Origin of the sequence: Escherichia sp. E4736 (genome assembly GCF_005781225.1) — a bacterium.
Lineage (GTDB): Bacteria > Pseudomonadota > Gammaproteobacteria > Enterobacterales > Enterobacteriaceae > Escherichia.
The window spans coordinates 68,083-84,120 of record NZ_VATT01000010.1 but is presented as its reverse complement, the minus strand read 5'-3'; the positions used below and the strand labels follow the sequence as shown (position 1 = coordinate 84,120).

Below are 16,038 nucleotides of genomic sequence, written 5' to 3'. Positions count from 1 at the left end.
TTCTTTAATAATCACGCGATGTTTCTTTATGATAAATAATAATCAAATTGATAAAATCAAAATGAGAAAAATATGAATAATCGTATTAACCATAAATTTCATCACATTAGTCGAGCTGAATACCAGGATTTGCTGGCTGTTTCCCGTGGCGACGCTGTTGCCGATTATATTATTGATAATGTCGTTATTCTGGATCTGATCAATGGCGGAGAAATTCCCGGCCCGATTGTGATTAAAGGACGTTACATTGCCGGTGTTGGCGAAGAATATGCCGACGCTCAGGCTTTGCGGCGGATTGATGCCCGCGGCGCAACGGCGGTGCCGGGGTTTATTGATGCTCACCTGCATATTGAATCCAGCATGATGACGCCGGTCACTTTTGAAACAGCTACCCTGCCACGCGGCCTCACAACTGTAATTTGCGACCCTCATGAAATCGTCAATGTGATGGGCGAAGCCGGATTCGCCTGGTTTGCTCGCTGTGCCAAACAGGCAAAGCAAAACCAGTATTTGCAGGTCAGCTCTTGCGTACCCGCCCTGGAAGGCTGCGATGTTAACGGTGCCAGTTTTACCCTCGAACAGATGCTCGCCTGGCGCAACCATCCGCAGGTTACCGGCCTTGCAGAAATGATGGACTACCCTGGCGTAATTAGCGGACAAAATGCGCTGCTCGATAAACTGGACGCCTTTCGCCATCTGACTCTGGATGGTCACTGCCCCGGTCTAAGCGGTAAAGAACTTAACGCCTATATTGCCGCGGGTATTGAAAACTGCCACGAAAGTTATCAGCTGGAAGAAGGACGCCGAAAATTACAACTCGGCATGTCGTTGATGATCCGCGAAGGGTCCGCTGCCCGCAATCTCAACGCGCTGGCTCCGTTGATCAACGAATTTAACAGCCCACAATGCATGCTTTGTACTGATGACCGTAACCCGTGGGAAATCGCTCACGAAGGGCATATCGACGCCTTAATTCGCCGCCTGATTGAACAACACAATGTGCCGTTGCATGTGGCATATCGCGTAGCCAGCTGGTCGACGGCGCGCCATTTTGGTCTGAATCATCTCGGTTTACTGGCTCCCGGCAAGCAGGCCGACATTGTCCTGTTAAGTGACGCCCGTAAAGTCACTGTGCAACAGGTACTGGTGAAAGGCGAACCGATTGACGCACAAACCTTGCAGGCAGAAGAGTCGGCGAGACTGGCACAATCCGCCCCGCCATATGGCAATACCATTGCCCGCCAGCCAGTTTCCGCCAGCGACTTTGCCCTGCAATTTACCCCGGGAAAACGCTATCGCGTCATTGATGTCATCCATAACGAACTGATCACGCACTCCCGCTCCAGCGTCTACAGCGAAAATGGTTTTGATCGCGATGATGTGTGCTTTATTGCCGTACTTGAGCGTTACGGGCAACGTCTGGCTCCGGCCTGTGGTTTGCTTGGCGGCTTTGGCCTGAATGAAGGCGCGCTGGCGGCGACAGTCAGCCATGACAGCCATAATATTGTGGTGATCGGTCGTAGCGCAGAAGAGATGGCGCTGGCGGTCAATCAGGTGATTCAGGATGGCGGCGGGCTGTGCGTGGTACGTAACGGCCAGGTACAAAGTCATCTACCGTTGCCCATTGCCGGGCTAATGAGCACCGACACGGCGCAGTCGCTGGCAGAGCAAATTGACGCGTTAAAAGTCGCCGCCCGTGAATGTGGCCCGTTACCGGATGAACCGTTTATTCAGATGGCGTTTCTTTCCCTGCCGGTGATCCCCACATTGAAACTGACCAGTCAGGGGCTGTTTGATGGCGAGAAGTTTGCCTTCACCACACTGGAAGTCACGGAATAATAAAAAAAAGCCCGGCGTCATGCCGGGCAAAAGTCACCAGTTACGTTTATGCCACTGTCAACTGCTGAATTTTTTTCTCGCGGCGGATTTTTCGTTCTTCCATCACCGCGACTATCGCCATCAGGCAGATACAGCCAATAGCGGCGATATCCAGTGCAGCGAAGGTGCCTGCCCAGCCGGTGAGGCCGAACACTGGCGTACCATCGGCAATCATTCCCAGACCTAATTTGGCAAAGCTGTCACCAATCAGGTAGGCGAAAGTGCCTTTAATCCCATCGGCAGCGCCGATCGCTTTTTTCGGTACGAAGCCAACAGCCGCTACGCCAATCAACAGTTGCGGACCAAATACCAGGAAACCTAATGCAAAGAGAGAAGCCAGATAGATATATTGGTTGCTGGCGTGTTGATACACACCAAGCGTGGCGATAATCAGCGCCAGTGCAACACACGCCACCAGGCCACGGCGCCCGTTCGCCAGGTCAGAGAGCCAGCCCCACAGCAGCGTGCCAACCAGAGCACCGGCTTCAAATAGCGTAAAGCCCTGAATCGCCACCGATTTAGAAAGTTTCAGTTCCTGAAAAGCGTACACGGTTGACCACTGGTCGATACCAATGCGTACCACGTACAGGAAGATGTTGGCGAAGCACAGCAGCCAGATCACTTTGTTTTTCAAAACATATTCAACAAAGATCTGCCACTTGGTCATGTCGGTGGATTCCGTCTCTTTGTCCTCTTCGCTGATCTCTTCACCGAATAGTTCTTCAGCTTTGCCAAGACCATACGCTTCAGGGGAGTCGCTGCCGTAACGCAGACCGATAAAACCGACAATCAACGCGATAATCGACGGGAAGATAAACATGCCGATCACGTGACCGTCGAACAGGTAATTTGCGCCGAATAGCGCCACACCCGCCGCCCCCGCGCCGCCGAGGTTGTGGGAAATGTTCCAGAAACCGAGGAAGGTCCCGCGCTTACGACGCGGCGTCCATTTGGTAATCGTGGAGTAACTGCATGAACCGCCAGTGCTCTGGAAAAAACCGCTTAAGGCGTAGAAGGCAATCATCAGGAACAGGCTAACCGAGCCGCTGCCCATGCTGGCGCTGAAGCCCAGCATACAAATAGCGGACAAGATCAGCATGAACGGCAGGAATTGTTTGGTATTTTTGCCGTCGGCGTAGTAGGAAACCAGCGTTTTACCCACGCCGTAAGTGATGGAGAAGCCCAGGCCGATCATCCCCAGCTGCGTCATGCTCAACCCGTAGGTCGAGATCATGTCGTTCTGTGCGATGTTGAAGTTCTTGCGAATCAGGTACATCGTCAGGTAGCCAATAAAGACCACCAGATAGGATTGCATGAACGGTTTGAACCACATTTTACGCCGCACTTCGAGCGGAAGATCCAGGGTCGGCTTGCGAACCTGGTTTAAGAAAGCCAGCATGGGTTACTCCTGATTTCCCTTCATACTTCAGGCCGCAGGTGCCTTAGCTGCTCGCGTTCCTGCAACTTGAATTATTTTGAGAAAGAATTAACGAATGATGGCATTGTAAAAACCTGCAGCAAATCAGGCTTGAGATAGCGTCCAGGCAAAACCAGGAAAATTTCTTAGTTTTGCCGGATATGAGGTAGAAAAGTGAGATGCATCACGCTTCGCGTGGTGCCTGGGCGTTCAAAAAGGGCAGTAACAACAGTGCCGAAACCCCGGCAGCAATGGCGATAATCACGAAAAAACCACTCCAGTGCCAGGTATCCAGCACTTTCGCCAGCGGCCAACCGGCAAGCGACGCCCCCAGATAAGCAAACAAGCCGACAAACCCCGTCGCCGCACCTGCCGCCTCTTTGTGAGAACACTCTGCCGCCGCCATACCAATTAACATCTGCGGGCCAAAGACAAAAAAACCAATGGTGAAGAAGCAGGTTGCCTGCATCACGTAGCTGGCAAATGGCATCAACCACAGCGAGCCAACGGAGAGCAAAATCCCCGCAGCAAAAATCAAATTCATCGGCCCACGGTTGCCGTTAAACAGTTTGTCCGAGCCCCAACCGGCTACCAGCGCACCGATAAACCCGCCCAGTTCAAACATCGTTACTGCCGTATTCGCCGTGACCAGATCGACGCCCAGCGTCTCGGACATATACAGGTTGCCCCAGTCGTTGATCGCCGCACGAACCACATAGACCAGCACATAACAGAACGAAAGCAGCCAGATATACGGATTCAACAACACATATTTGGTGAGGATCTCTTTACGCGTCAGCCCCGCCCCTTCTTGTTGTTGGGCGATTTCCAGCGCATCGTGCCGCCATTCTCCGACCGCCGGTAAACCTAACGCCTGCGGGCGATCGCGCAGCCGCCAACAAAGAAAAATCCCCACGACTATCGCCATACAACCGGCAATCATCATCCCGGCACGCCAGCCGTAATGCAGCGCGCTCGCTGCCATCACAATGGGAATGAGCGCACCGCCGACGTTATGCGCCGTATTCCATAGCGCCCACCAACCGCCGCGCTCGGTACGAGAATACCAGGCAGTCAACAGACGCGCACAAACCGGCGAACCCCAGCCCTGGAAAAAGGCGTTCAGCACCCACAACACGGCAAACGCCCACAACGAGGTGGAGAAGCCAAACAGAATGTTGATGATGCCAGTGGCGATAAGCCCAATCCCCATAAAATAGCGGGCATTAGAGCGGTCACTGACAATGCCGGAGACAAATTTCGATACGCCGTAGGTAATGTAAAACAGCGTTGCTAACAGGCCGATATCGCTACGGCTGAGCACGCCGTTGGCAAGGATTTCTGGTACGGCGGCGTTAAAACTTTTACGCGTGAAGTAAAACAGCGCATAGCCCAGCCAGATGGTCAGCAAAATATGCCGACGCCAGTAGCGGTAGCGAGCATCAATTTCACTTTTATCGCTGATCAGCGGTGCGTCGGCAGGTGCTTTCAGAAACGGCAACATCATCAAGCCTTAAACATAACGTTGAGGTAGAGAAACGCTGACACGCGTGCCGTGCAGGCAGGAAATGGTCAATGTGCCGCCCAGCGCCGTTACGCGCTCGCGCATTCCGGTCAAGCCAAAACCTTGCTGCCCGGAACCTGGCGGCAGACCACTACCATCGTCTTCAATCACCAGCATTAAACGCTCATCCTGCTGCCAGCCTTGCAGGATAACCGCACTGGCATCTGCATGTTTCACAATGTTGTTCAGCCCCTCCTGACAGATACGAAATAGGGTTACGCGCTGGTTTTCACTTAGCGCTGATTCATCTATCCGCCATTCGAGATGACTGACAATGCCGCGCCCTTCCAGCTCCATTTCCCGCATCAATGAACGGATGGCCTGCTCCAGGGTCAGATCATCCAACTGGCGCGGACGTAACCGCCCTAACAAGCGGCGAACCGCGTCGTAAACGCCCAGCGACAATTGTTCGATGAGCTGTCCGCTCTGTTTCACACTGGCGTTATCCGCCGCCAGCCGCTGGACAATGCCAGCCTGAGTACGAATGGCAGTGATGGTCTGGCCGATATCATCGTGCAGTTCACGCGCTACGTCGCGACGCACACTCTCTTCGGTTTCAAGCAACCGCTCGGCAAGATGTTGATTACGTGCCAGTTCCTTTTGTAGCGACTGGTTAAGTTCACGCAACCGCTGGATGCCTGCGCCCAGTAACAGGCCAGTGAGGCTTTGCACCAGCAGCGAAAGCAATAAATCGACCGGATGATCGCGCCAGGTCTGACTGGCGATCAGCGCGATGGCGTTCATCAGCGTCGCAATCAGCGCCCCTTGCCAGCCATAATGCCAGGCCAGGGCGATAATCGGCAGCGCCAGACAAAACGGGGTAAAGCGCGAGAGTTCGTTCGGCAGCCCCAGTTGCAACCACAGGCTGATAACAAACAACAGCAAATACCAGACCAGATGCCGCCCACGCCAGTTGATCGGCTGGGAAACCAGCGATGGCCCCAGCGGCAGCCAGGTGTTATTCGCCAGATAGTGCCAGAACACCAGGCAAATGGGGGCCAGCGTCAGGCCGCCGGTTAAGGTCATCAGTAGGGCGTTCCAGGGCTCGTTTCCGTACCCATGCCAAAGCCAGGGTGATGACTGTAATAACGCCGCCGCCGTCAGTGCCGCGCCCTGTAACAGCAACGTGCGCCAGTCGCGCTGGTGGCGATAACGGGAAATCAACGCCACAGGAAGTAACGTCAGCAAACTACCGATCATCAATAACGGATCATGCGTTAACCCAACCGCCTGCGTCAGCCAGTAAATCAGCAGCCATTCTGCGCCCATCAGCACCAGCCAGTATCTGCGCGGGCATTGCAACATCAGCCCCAGTCGCAGACCGAACGGAAACAGCAATACCGCCAGATCCGGTCGTACAACCAGGTGCAGGCTGATACTCCACAGGCAAAACCATGCGGCAGAGAAGATAAAAAAGCAGGAAACTACAGTATTTAAGCGGGAGAAAAATGTCTTCATCACCAGCCATCAAACATGCGCCGCGCCAGTTCAACGTCGTTGCTGACGCCCAGTTTTTCCATCAGATTGGCACGATGTACATGCACAGTTTTTGGCGACAACCCCAGTTCGGCGGCAATCTCTTTCACCGCCATCCCTTGCGCCAGTTTTTCTGCCACCTGGCGTTCGCGTTTGGTTAGCGGGTCCTGACGGCCCGATGCCAGTTTAATCGCGATATCCGGCGTCAGATAACAGCCGCCAGTTGCAACCGTATGCACGGCAGCGATCAGCTCGTCCGGGCTACAGCGTTTAGAGAGAAAGCCGCGCGCCCCCGCGTTAAGCGCCTGTTCAACCAGCGCCGGACTGTCGTGAACGGAGAGCATAATTGTCGCCATACCTTTCGGTAACTGGCTTAGCAGCTCCAGACCGGAGATATCGGGCATGGAGATATCGCAAATACACACCTGCACACCGCGCCCCGGCAGCCCCGCCAGCGCCTCGCGCCCGGAACCAAACTCGGCAACTACCTGCAAATCAGGTTCCAGCCCCAGCAGCTGCGCAAAGCCGGAGCGGACGATAAGGTGATCGTCTATAAGAGCAACGGTTATCATGGTCTTGTCCTGGCGGGTAAAAAAACGCGCTTACCTTAACGATAAGCGCGCCACTGTTCAAGCCTTGAGCGGTTACTGAAAAAATACGGCTATCTTGTTAAACATTGTCGGGTCGGACTGATTACGCTGCACTTTCACCACATCCTCCAGTTTGTCTATCTGGCTTATCATTTGTTCCAGTCGCTGATCGTCATTGACCAGTAGCCAGATGTGGCTTTTGTCGCTGTTCTGAATCGGCAGACAAAGAATGCCTTCGACGTTAAAAGCACGACGGGCAAAAAGCCCACAAACGTGGGTCATTACTCCGGGATGGTTGCGAACGGTGAGTTCCAGAATCACGTTGTCATGAGTTGTGTTTTGCATGGCTTATTCCCCCACCATTTCAGTATTTGCCGCGCCTGGCGGCACCATTGGGTACACTTTTTCTTCAGCATCAATGCGTACGTGGATCAGCGCCGGACCAGGGCGATTGATAATTTCCTGTAATGCCGCCTGCGGATCGGTTTCATTATTCAAATCACAGGTTTCGAGGCCGAACCCGGCAGCGATTTGCATAAAATTGATTTTTCCCGGATAGGTGGCCGCAAAAACACCCTGCTTGTAGAACAGACTCTGTTGCTGATGCACCAGCCCCAGTGCTTCGTTATTCATCAGGATGATTTTGACATCCAGCTGGTTTTCACTGGCGGTCGCCATCTCCTGAATATTCATCATCAGGCTACCGTCGCCGGAGAAACACAACACTTTGCGATCTGGGTTAGCCAGCGCCGCACCGATCGCTGCGGGTAAACCGAAGCCCATCGTTCCCAGCCCACCAGAAGTCAGCCACTGACGTGGTCGATTGAGCGGATAAGCCTGCGCCGTCCACATCTGATGCTGACCCACGTCGGTGGTGATAATCGCGTTGTCATCGACACAGGCGGCAACGGCATTAATCAGCCCGTAATGTGTTAATGGATCGCACGCTTTCGGGATTGGACACGGGAACTCGCGCTGCAAATCCGCCACCAACTGGTGCCACTCTGCACGCGGCTGGGCTTCCACCTGCGGGATCAGCTGCGCCAGCACATCATCAACATCCGCCTGAATCGCCACGTGCGGTTGCTTAACTTTACCCAGCTCCGCGCGGTCGATATCCACATGAATAATTTTGGCGTTCGGGCAGAACTCTTCCGTTTTGCCAATTGCCCGGTCATCAAAACGCGCACCGAGAACAATCAGCAGGTCCGCCTCCTGCAAGATATAGTTGGTGCTGCGCACGCCGTGCATCCCCAGCATGCCCAGCGACAGCGGATGTGCTTTTGGCAACATGCCCAGCGCCATTAAGGTCATGGTGGTGGGCAGCTGCGCTTTCTCAGCCAGTTCACGCACCCGCGCGGGCGCGTTAATGACACCGCCCCCCAGATAAAGCACCGGGCGTTTGGCGGCGTTAATCATTGCCGCAGCGTCACGGATACTCTCTTCGCTAAAGGCGGGCGCGGCGGCTTTTTCTGCTGCCGCGAGCTGTTCTTCAATTTCAAAAACCGCCGTTTGTACATCCTTAGGAATGTCTATCCACACCGGGCCAGGGCGGCCTGATTGCGCAATGCGGAAGGCATCGCTCATGACCTGCGGGAGTTCTTCGATATGTCTGACCAGATAGTTGTGTTTGGTGATGGGGATAGAGATGCCGTAGGTGTCCACTTCCTGGAAGGCGTCGGTGCCGATCATCGAGGCGGGAACCTGGCCGGTGATGCAAATCAGCGGAATGGAGTCCAGCCGCGCATCGGCAATGGCAGTCACCAGGTTAGTCGCACCCGGCCCGCTACAGGCCATACAGACCGCCGGTTTGCCGTCGGTGCGCGCCATTCCCTGGGCGATAAAGCCCGCGCCCTGTTCATGACGGGCCAGAATATGGCGGATTTGCGTGCTTTGGCTTAAGGCGTCGTAAACAGGGAGAATCGAACCGCCCGGAATCCCCGTCACAATCTTAATCCCCTGCTGTTCCAGGAAATGAACGATAAATTCTGCGCCGGTAAAACGCTTACGTGTCGATGGTGTGCCCGAACTTGCCATGCTCCAGTCCTTTTCTTCTGGGCCGACTTTCCGGGAGGTGTTTAAACGAAAAACCCCGCCCGGTTTGCGCCGGCGGGGTTTTGGAATCGTGTGTTGTTCCAGTCCCTACGGCGCATTGCCGACGACCACCACCACACGCACGACGACCACTGCGGCGGATGGCGCAGTTGGTAGTAGTTTTGCGTTGAGCATGGAAGTAGTCATTGGGGACCTTGTTGGTTTTGTGTTTAACAATATTTATACAAGCACAGCTTTACAGGGGAGACAATGGAAAATTTTTCATCAAGGAATAATTGGGGGGTTGATCACATTTTGTACTGAAATGCTGGTAACAAAAAAACCCCGCCGGAGCGAGGTTTTGTCAGCCGCCCGCGGCTGGTAACCGCAAAGCACACTGTGTTATGTCAACACTGAAAGTATACGTGTTCCGCGTAGAACGCGCAATTTCGGCACGAATTTTGACTTATTTAGCGCATAATTGAGTATCGATCACAGTTTGGATTTTGTCTAATTTTTACTGTTTATTTGTACAGTATAATTCTATAATATCACTGTACGCAATGTGTTATGCGGGGTCGCATCGTTACCCGGCGCACTAAGTCCTGGCTGAAACGGGTGGTGCCGTCAGCGCCTTAACCCCGCGTGAGCACACTGTGTTATGTCAACAAGCACAACGTTTCTTCTGAAGAAGCTGCGTGCGCAACAGCTGGCAACAGGCAGCGGAAAGGTACGTCAGCTGGCAGTGCTCCTGAACCACAGGAGACGCGTATGAGCCTGGTGGATATTGCCATTCTTATCCTCAAACTCATTGTTGCTGCACTGCAACTGCTTGATGCTGTTCTGAAATACCCGAAGTGATTCAGATTCAAGCCGCACTAAAGGGGAGCGGGAAACCGCTCCCCTTTCATATTCTGCTGGCAGATTGGTGTCGTATGCGATGCTGACACATCTTTCCGACCTACAGTATTTATTTAAGCTAAAGTCCCTTCCGGCAACATTTATTGCCGCTGTTGTTTATATTTTCTGCCGTTTTGTTATTCATCATTCCGTATATATATCTGGCTAACATTTATCAATGTGATAGATTCCTCTCCTGCATTTATTCGAATGCGTAGTAACTTATTCTAAATATATTTTTAAAAGCGTCCGTGATAATGAAAAGGCATAGAAACGTCAATTTATTATTGATGTTGGTATTACTCGTGGCCGTCGGTCAGATGGCACAAACTATTTATATTCCTGCTATTGCCGATATGGCACAAGATCTCAACGTCCGTGAAGGGGCGGTGCAGAGCGTAATGGGCGCTTATCTGCTGACCTACGGTATCTCACAACTATTTTATGGCCCAATTTCCGACAGAGTGGGACGCCGCCCGGTGATCCTCGTCGGAATGTCCATTTTTATGTTGGCGACACTGGTGGCAGTCACCACTTCCAGCCTGACGGTGTTAATTGCCGCCAGTGCGATTCAGGGGATGGGGACCGGGGTCGGCGGCGTAATGGCGCGTACATTGCCGCGTGATTTATATGAACGGACACAGCTTCGTCACGCTAATAGCATGTTAAATATGGGGATTCTCGTAAGTCCGTTGCTCGCACCACTCATTGGCGGCCTGCTGAATACCCTGTGGAGCTGGCGGGCCTGTTATCTGTTTTTACTGGTGCTTTGTGCCAGTGTGACGTTCAGCATGGCGCGCTGGATGCCGGAAACACGCCCTGTCGATGCGCCGCGTACGCGCCTGCTCACCAGTTATAAAACACTCTTTGGCAATGGCAGCTTTAACTGCTATTTGCTGATGTTAATTGGTGGTCTGGCAGGGATTGCCGCTTTCGAAGCCTGTTCCGGTGTGTTGATGGGGGCAGTGTTAGGGTTGAGCAGTATGACAGTCAGTATTTTGTTTATTCTGCCAATTCCAGCGGCATTCTTCGGCGCATGGTTTGCTGGTCGACCGAATAAACGTTTCTCTACGTTAATGTGGCAGTCGGTTATCTGTTGCCTGTTGGCAGGAATGATGATGTGGATCCCCGGCTGGTTTAGCGTGATGAATGTCTGGACGTTGCTCGTTCCCGCCGCGCTGTTCTTTTTCGGTGCCGGGATGCTGTTTCCGCTGGCAACCAGCGGCGCAATGGAGCCATTCCCCTTCCTTGCTGGCACGGCTGGTGCGCTGGTCGGCGGCCTGCAAAACATTGGTTCCGGCGTGTTGGCGTCGCTCTCCGCGATGCTGCCGCAAACCGGTCAGGGCAGCCTGGGGTTGTTGATGACCTTAATGGGGTTGTTGATCGTGCTGTGCTGGCTACCGCTGGCGACGCGGATGTCACATCAGGGGCAGCCTGTTTAAGCTCACGTCATCGCAGCATCGTCATCAACTCCATAGGAGAACGATGCTGCTTTATCAGGTCACGCATCACCCGCATGTGCGGCGCAGAGTGGGAATAAAAAGCTTGATAGCCAACACAAAGCACGTTGCCAGGAGAATCCTCCTGGGAATGCCGGCACAAGCGACGCCAGTCGCACACCTGACACTCCCGCCGAAGTTGTACGTTTTCGCTCCCACACCATTTTTGCAGCGTGGCGTCAAAAAGTTCGACTGATATACGACCAATATCTGCACGCACCCAACGCTCGAACAGAGCGATTAAAAATTGCCCCCACAGTTCAGCTGTCACCGAAGAAGCTGTCAACTCGCCCCGGTCATCAAATTCTATATGGGGAATAAGTTGCACGGAGCGAAGACCCCGCTGTTTGAAATTCTGATAAAAATCGGCAGGTTGTAGCGCATCTTTATACTCTACAACCAGTTTATGCCTGTCCTCTTCAGCATTTACAACCTGACTTCCTGTCATGCGACTCTCTCAATCAATACGATTAGTTGATGTATATGCGTTACAGCAAACAGTATTGCAAGAGATAACACCGCGAGGGAGATCATAAATTTGTCACGGATGACGTTAAATTGAGAAAAATCACTATTAGTCACATCCATTAAATTACGATTACGGGTATAGCGCCAAAGTATTAATGCCACAATGGCGAGGATGCCAATAGAAATCCAGAACAACGCGCCGGCCTGATGCCAGTTGTGTTTAATTGCCAGCGCCATCAGCGCGCCATAACCCAGCATGGTGCGAAACCACGCCAACGATGTCCGTTCTGGCTGAAGTCCGGGATCAGCAATGCGTCTGGCTTTGCGACTATCCGGCATACAGCACCAGCCCCATGACTATTACCGCTACGATCATCAATATTAAGCTGATGATTAATAAGCTGTTGGTATAGGGTAAGTCCTCTTTCAGACGCATCGCTTTTTCATTGCGTAACCAGCGCAGATAGCCATACATCGCTAATCCGCCGGAAAACAGGCATAACAATAACGCCAGCAGCTCACGAATGACGGGCGTGGCGAAGTCTGGCGCAAGTTGATCCAACCCGACGCCCGCCGCCAGAAATCCCAATGCGGTACGGATCCATGCCAGAAATGTACGTTCATTAGCCAACGAAAAGCGGTAATCAGGCGCTTCTCCAAGGCGGGAAATTTTCATTGTTGCTCCTTTGCACTTTCACTAACGCTCTGCCTTTAGCGGTTATTTTTAAGAATTTCGTCCACCCGTTTCCTGATATGCTTTTGCCATCCACTACAAGGAGGTCTGATGGGTATCATAGCGCAAAATAAAAGCAGTTCACTGGGCATGCTGTTCGGTGCCATCGCTTTATTGATGGGTATTATCCACTTTTCATTCGGCCCTTTTGCCGCGCCACCACCAACGCTGGAAAGCATCGTGGCGGACAAAACGGCTGAAATTAAAAGAGGTCTTCTCGCCGGAATAAAAGGTGAAAAAATTACTACGGTAGAGAAAAAAGAGACGGTTGATGTCGATAAAATCCTCGATCAAGGCGGTATCGCACTGGCCATTGCCGCGCTACTCTGCGCATTTGTTGGCGGTATGCGTAAGGAAAATCGCTGGGGCATTCGAGGCGCACTGGTATTTGGCGGCGGGACGCTGGCTTTCCATACCTTGCTTTTTGGTATCGGCATCGTGTGCAGCATTTTGCTGATATTCCTTATCTTTTCCTTCCTGACCGGCGGTTCACTGGTTTAAGCAACGCGGTAATGTTCAGAAATGCATTGTGAATGCCAGGTGGAGAACCATTTATGGCGACTCCACCCGGAAAAGCGTTAGCCGATACTCCAGAAAAGCACCGCCAGTAACTGTGGTGTGATAATGCGCAGGAACATAACTAACGGATACACCGTGGCGTAAGAGAGCGCTGCTGCGCCACTGGTAGGATGAAGATTATTGGCAAACGCCAGTGCCGGAGGATCGGTCATTGAACCCGCGAGCATCCCGCACATCGTGAGATAATTCATTTTGACTAACATCCGCGCCAGAATGCCAGCCGTGATCAGCGGAATTGCAGTAATCAATGCGCCATAGCCTATCCAGCTTAACCCTTCGCCATCCACCAGTGTATGGATAAAATCGCCGCCGGATTTCAGGCCAACTACCGAGAGAAACAGTACGATACCCAGTTCGCGCAGCGCCAGGTTGGCACTTGGCGGCATAAACCAGTAAAGCTTACCAATGCTGCCGATACGCCCGAGGATCAGCGCCATAATCAGCGGACCACCCGCCAGCCCCAACTTCAACGCAGCCGGGAATCCAGGCACAAACACCGGAATGGAACCCAACAATACGCCAAGCCCAATACCAATAAACACCGGTAACATTTGTACCTGTTGCAATTTTTGCTGCGCATTACCTAATACATTAGCAACGGCATCAATCGCGGACGGGCGTCCAACCAGGTTGAGAATATCGCCAAATTGCAGGCTAATATCGCTACTTGCAACTAATTCAACGCCAGCACGGTTCAGGCGCGAAATAACGACGTCATAGCGCTCCTTAAAGTGCAGGTCGCGAATACGTTTACCAAGCACATTCTCATTGGTGACCACCACGCGTTCGACGCGCAGATCGGTGCCTTTCGTCGACAGCGAGGTATCCACTTCCTGACCAATCACCAATTGCGCATTATGTAAATCCGCAGGCTGCCCCACCAGATGAAGCAAATCGCCCAACTGAATAATGGTTTCCGGAGAAGGTACTTTGAGGGTTTCCTCTCGTTTCAATCGCGAGCAGATAACTTTATCGCCATTGAGAATCGGTACATCTTTAATCGCTAAATTATGTAAGTTAGGGTTATCAACACGGATGTTAATGGTCCTGATCAGCACGCTACCGTTAGTCCGCGTAGACTCGTGTTGCAACGCCTCAGTCTCAACATTGACGCGGAAAATAACCCGCAGCATCCACATAGTGAACAAAATGCCGCAAATCCCAAATGGATACGCCATCGCATAGCTCATCCCCATCTGATCGACCATCTCCATCGGTGTCCCCAGGTCGCGTAAGATCTGCTGACCTGCACCCAGCGCTGGTGTATTGGTGACCGCGCCGGAGAAAATCCCCAGTACCACGGGAAGTGGAATATCGAAAAGTTTATGCAGGATGGCGGTGACCAGACCACCGAGGATGACAACCAAAACAGCAAACAAATTGAGGCGTAATCCGGAGACACGCAACGAGGCAAAGAAGCCCGGCCCCACCTGAATACCGATAGTATAAACGAACAGGATCAGACCAAATTCCTGGATAACATGCAGCATGTCGCTGCTTAATGTCATCCCCGCCTGTGAAACAAAATGGCCGACGATGATCCCACCGAACAGCACGCCGCCAATGCCCAATCCAACACCGCGAAACTTGACGTTGCCGATAAACAACCCGACGACCGCCACCAAAGCCAGAATACTGACCGTTAATGCTATATCACTCATCGTCCATTTCTCTTGAAATAACATTTTAATTGCTACGGATTATGGCTGAATCGGTGAAGCAGATTTGCCTTATGGCGCACATTATCACGGTAAAGAAAGTGCCGGAACATCTTAAATTGGCGAAAATTAAAACATTGTTGAAGATTGCAGGCAAAAAAAGCCCCACCAAACTGGCGGGGCAAAGAGAATAGCTAATTAGCTATTTAACGCGGGACGTTCGCTGATAGCGATACGCTGCGCTGCGATGGGTTCAGGCTCATTACGAATTAAATCAATATGCAGTAAACCATTAACGAAGGTTGCGCCAGAGACTTCCATATTTTCAGCCAGCGTAAAGCTCAGGCTAAACGGCTGATTCATAAGCCCTTGATGCAGCCATTTCTTCTCTTCTTTTGGCTGCTCCGGCGTGCCTTTTACGCTCAGGCGCGTTCCTTCCAGTTGAATATCTAAATCTTCCTGACGAAAACCTGCCAGCGCAAGGGTAATGCGGTAGTGGTTATCGTCGCTTTTCTCAATGTTGTACGGCGGGAAGCTCTGGCTTTCACCGGCGTTTTGCAGTGCGTTGGCCAGTTTGTCAAAACCGATCCATTGACGCATCAGTGGGGATAAATCGAAGTTACGCATAGTCATTTCTCCTTCTAAGAAGCGAGTAAGTACCTGCAAATCCGAAGATTCGCATATGCTCCCTGACGGCGAGCATCAAATGTCAGGCCGCGCACTGCGGCCTTAGAGAATTAGTTGATTTCGATACGGCGCGGTTTTTTCGCTTCAGGAATCACGCGTTCGAGATCGATATACAGCAGACCGTTCACCAGGTTAGCGCCACGAACATGAATGTTCTCAGCTAACTGGAATTTACGTTCAAAGTTGCGTTCAGCGATGCCCTGGTACAGATAGGTGCGCTCTTTTTGTTCGTCGGCGTGAGCACCTTTCACTACCAGCAGATTGTCCTGGGCGGTAATTTCCAGTTCACTTTCGGCAAAGCCAGCCACCGCGATAGCAATGCGGTAATGGTTTTCGTCTACCAGTTCAACATTGTACGGAGGGTAGCCGCCATTACTCTGGCTCTGGTTGTTTTCTAAGTGGTTAAACAAACGATCAAATCCAATAGCAGAACGGTAAAGCGGGGATAAATCAAAGTTACGCATAATTAATAGCTCCTGAAATCAGCGAGAATGTAAGACCTTCCACAATGGACAGGTCGGATAGCCAGAACACCCATCAGGCGTGTTCTCATTG

The 16,038-nt window shown here is 52.2% G+C and carries 17 protein-coding genes and 1 other annotated feature; of the genes, 4 read left to right on the top strand and 13 right to left on the bottom strand.

Annotated elements, in window-relative coordinates; genetic code table 11:
* The first annotated feature begins 72 nt into the window (after nt 1-72).
* Nucleotides 73-1,839 (top strand): adenine deaminase, encoded by a 1,767-nt coding sequence (gene adeD / locus FEK46_RS07145; protein WP_135560322.1) that lies wholly within the window; start codon nt 73-75, stop codon nt 1,837-1,839.
* A 46-nt stretch (nt 1,840-1,885) separates the two neighbouring features.
* On the opposite strand, the gene uhpT is transcribed toward adeD, so the two are convergent.
* From uhpT to ivbL, 7 genes are all read right to left on the bottom strand, one after another.
* A complete protein-coding gene (gene uhpT / locus FEK46_RS07140; RefSeq protein WP_130206773.1) occupies nt 1,886-3,277 on the bottom strand; it encodes a hexose-6-phosphate:phosphate antiporter in 1,392 nt (463 codons plus the stop codon).
* 202 nt (nt 3,278-3,479) lie between these two features.
* The gene (gene uhpC, locus FEK46_RS07135; RefSeq protein ID WP_135560339.1) at nt 3,480-4,799 is read right to left on the bottom strand and encodes an MFS transporter family glucose-6-phosphate receptor UhpC; all 1,320 of its coding nucleotides are present in this window, start codon (nt 4,797-4,799) and stop codon (nt 3,480-3,482) included.
* A gap of 9 nt (nt 4,800-4,808) precedes the next feature.
* Nucleotides 4,809-6,317, bottom strand: a complete 1,509-nt coding sequence (uhpB, locus tag FEK46_RS07130) for a signal transduction histidine-protein kinase/phosphatase UhpB (RefSeq protein WP_131161589.1) — start codon at nt 6,315-6,317, stop codon at nt 4,809-4,811.
* On the bottom strand, nt 6,317-6,907 hold the full coding sequence (gene uhpA / locus FEK46_RS07125; RefSeq protein ID WP_000633668.1) for a transcriptional regulator UhpA: 591 nt from the start codon (nt 6,905-6,907) through the stop codon (nt 6,317-6,319). Before uhpA ends, uhpB begins: the two co-directional genes overlap by 1 nt.
* A gap of 72 nt (nt 6,908-6,979) precedes the next feature.
* The gene (gene ilvN, locus FEK46_RS07120) at nt 6,980-7,270 is read right to left on the bottom strand and encodes an acetolactate synthase small subunit (RefSeq protein ID WP_104920000.1); all 291 of its coding nucleotides are present in this window, start codon (nt 7,268-7,270) and stop codon (nt 6,980-6,982) included.
* A gap of 3 nt (nt 7,271-7,273) precedes the next feature.
* Nucleotides 7,274-8,962: an acetolactate synthase large subunit gene (gene ilvB / locus FEK46_RS07115; protein ID WP_135560323.1), complete on the bottom strand. Its 1,689-nt coding sequence runs from the start codon at nt 8,960-8,962 to the stop codon at nt 7,274-7,276.
* Between the two features lie 105 nt (nt 8,963-9,067).
* A complete protein-coding gene (gene ivbL / locus FEK46_RS07110) occupies nt 9,068-9,166 on the bottom strand; it encodes an ilvB operon leader peptide IvbL (RefSeq protein WP_001300753.1) in 99 nt (32 codons plus the stop codon).
* A 564-nt stretch (nt 9,167-9,730) separates the two neighbouring features.
* Here ivbL and tisB point away from each other — a divergent pair.
* Together tisB and emrD are read left to right on the top strand one after the other, a co-directional pair.
* Nucleotides 9,731-9,820, top strand: a complete 90-nt coding sequence (gene tisB, locus FEK46_RS07105) for a type I toxin-antitoxin system toxin TisB (protein ID WP_135408417.1) — start codon at nt 9,731-9,733, stop codon at nt 9,818-9,820.
* A 296-nt stretch (nt 9,821-10,116) separates the two neighbouring features.
* Nucleotides 10,117-11,301, top strand: coding sequence for a multidrug efflux MFS transporter EmrD (gene emrD / locus FEK46_RS07100; protein ID WP_130206777.1), 1,185 nt, complete (start codon nt 10,117-10,119; stop codon nt 11,299-11,301).
* A gap of 7 nt (nt 11,302-11,308) precedes the next feature.
* Here emrD and FEK46_RS07095 read toward each other — a convergent pair whose 3' ends face one another.
* Genes FEK46_RS07095 through FEK46_RS07085 form a run of 3 tightly spaced genes read right to left on the bottom strand, consistent with a single transcriptional unit; the run spans nt 11,309 to nt 12,502 of the window.
* Nucleotides 11,309-11,806, bottom strand: coding sequence for a radical SAM protein (locus tag FEK46_RS07095; protein ID WP_130261105.1), 498 nt, complete (start codon nt 11,804-11,806; stop codon nt 11,309-11,311).
* On the bottom strand, nt 11,803-12,165 hold the full coding sequence (locus tag FEK46_RS07090) for a DUF202 domain-containing protein (protein ID WP_130206779.1): 363 nt from the start codon (nt 12,163-12,165) through the stop codon (nt 11,803-11,805). Before FEK46_RS07090 ends, FEK46_RS07095 begins: the two co-directional genes overlap by 4 nt.
* Nucleotides 12,155-12,502, bottom strand: coding sequence for a YidH family protein (locus tag FEK46_RS07085; protein WP_000703955.1), 348 nt, complete (start codon nt 12,500-12,502; stop codon nt 12,155-12,157). Before FEK46_RS07085 ends, FEK46_RS07090 begins: the two co-directional genes overlap by 11 nt.
* A 108-nt stretch (nt 12,503-12,610) precedes the next feature.
* Between FEK46_RS07085 and yidI the strand changes: the two genes are divergently transcribed.
* Nucleotides 12,611-13,060, top strand: coding sequence for a protein YidI (gene yidI, locus FEK46_RS07080; RefSeq protein WP_130206780.1), 450 nt, complete (start codon nt 12,611-12,613; stop codon nt 13,058-13,060).
* Nucleotides 13,061-13,137: 77 nt separating this feature from the next.
* Here yidI and FEK46_RS07075 read toward each other — a convergent pair whose 3' ends face one another.
* From FEK46_RS07075 to ibpA, 3 genes are all read right to left on the bottom strand, one after another.
* Nucleotides 13,138-14,799 carry a putative transporter gene (locus FEK46_RS07075; protein ID WP_130206782.1) on the bottom strand — a complete coding sequence of 554 codons (1,662 nt, stop codon included), beginning with the start codon at nt 14,797-14,799 and terminating at the stop codon, nt 13,138-13,140.
* 195 nt (nt 14,800-14,994) lie between these two features.
* Nucleotides 14,995-15,423, bottom strand: a complete 429-nt coding sequence (ibpB, locus tag FEK46_RS07070; RefSeq protein ID WP_001243426.1) for a small heat shock chaperone IbpB — start codon at nt 15,421-15,423, stop codon at nt 14,995-14,997.
* 110 nt (nt 15,424-15,533) lie between these two features.
* Nucleotides 15,534-15,947, bottom strand: coding sequence for a small heat shock chaperone IbpA (gene ibpA, locus FEK46_RS07065; protein WP_001243437.1), 414 nt, complete (start codon nt 15,945-15,947; stop codon nt 15,534-15,536).
* Nucleotides 15,941-16,013, bottom strand: a sequence feature (ROSE (Repression Of Heat Shock gene Expression) occurs in the 5'-region of heat shock genes and acts as an RNA thermometer to modulate expression.). (Overlaps the previous gene by 7 nt.)
* Nucleotides 16,014-16,038: the final 25 nt, after the last annotated feature.

What these genes read in the sequence shown, in the direction of transcription:
- uhpB (WP_131161589.1), bottom strand. Translation starts at nt 6,317, where the DNA reads ATGAAGACATTTTTCTCCCGCTTAAATACTGTAGTTTCCTGCTTTTTT.
- emrD (WP_130206777.1), top strand. Translation starts at nt 10,117, where the DNA reads ATGAAAAGGCATAGAAACGTCAATTTATTATTGATGTTGGTATTACTC.
- FEK46_RS07095 (WP_130261105.1), bottom strand. Translation starts at nt 11,806, where the DNA reads ATGACAGGAAGTCAGGTTGTAAATGCTGAAGAGGACAGGCATAAACTG.
- ilvB (WP_135560323.1), bottom strand. Translation starts at nt 8,962, where the DNA reads ATGGCAAGTTCGGGCACACCATCGACACGTAAGCGTTTTACCGGCGCA.
- ilvN (WP_104920000.1), bottom strand. Translation starts at nt 7,270, where the DNA reads ATGCAAAACACAACTCATGACAACGTGATTCTGGAACTCACCGTTCGC.
- tisB (WP_135408417.1), top strand. Translation starts at nt 9,731, where the DNA reads ATGAGCCTGGTGGATATTGCCATTCTTATCCTCAAACTCATTGTTGCT.
- ibpA (WP_001243437.1), bottom strand. Translation starts at nt 15,947, where the DNA reads ATGCGTAACTTTGATTTATCCCCGCTTTACCGTTCTGCTATTGGATTT.
- ibpB (WP_001243426.1), bottom strand. Translation starts at nt 15,423, where the DNA reads ATGCGTAACTTCGATTTATCCCCACTGATGCGTCAATGGATCGGTTTT.
- uhpA (WP_000633668.1), bottom strand. Translation starts at nt 6,907, where the DNA reads ATGATAACCGTTGCTCTTATAGACGATCACCTTATCGTCCGCTCCGGC.
- yidI (WP_130206780.1), top strand. Translation starts at nt 12,611, where the DNA reads ATGGGTATCATAGCGCAAAATAAAAGCAGTTCACTGGGCATGCTGTTC.
- uhpT (WP_130206773.1), bottom strand. Translation starts at nt 3,277, where the DNA reads ATGCTGGCTTTCTTAAACCAGGTTCGCAAGCCGACCCTGGATCTTCCG.
- ivbL (WP_001300753.1), bottom strand. Translation starts at nt 9,166, where the DNA reads ATGACTACTTCCATGCTCAACGCAAAACTACTACCAACTGCGCCATCC.
- FEK46_RS07085 (WP_000703955.1), bottom strand. Translation starts at nt 12,502, where the DNA reads ATGAAAATTTCCCGCCTTGGAGAAGCGCCTGATTACCGCTTTTCGTTG.
- FEK46_RS07075 (WP_130206782.1), bottom strand. Translation starts at nt 14,799, where the DNA reads ATGAGTGATATAGCATTAACGGTCAGTATTCTGGCTTTGGTGGCGGTC.
- FEK46_RS07090 (WP_130206779.1), bottom strand. Translation starts at nt 12,165, where the DNA reads ATGCCGGATAGTCGCAAAGCCAGACGCATTGCTGATCCCGGACTTCAG.
- uhpC (WP_135560339.1), bottom strand. Translation starts at nt 4,799, where the DNA reads ATGTTGCCGTTTCTGAAAGCACCTGCCGACGCACCGCTGATCAGCGAT.
- adeD (WP_135560322.1), top strand. Translation starts at nt 73, where the DNA reads ATGAATAATCGTATTAACCATAAATTTCATCACATTAGTCGAGCTGAA.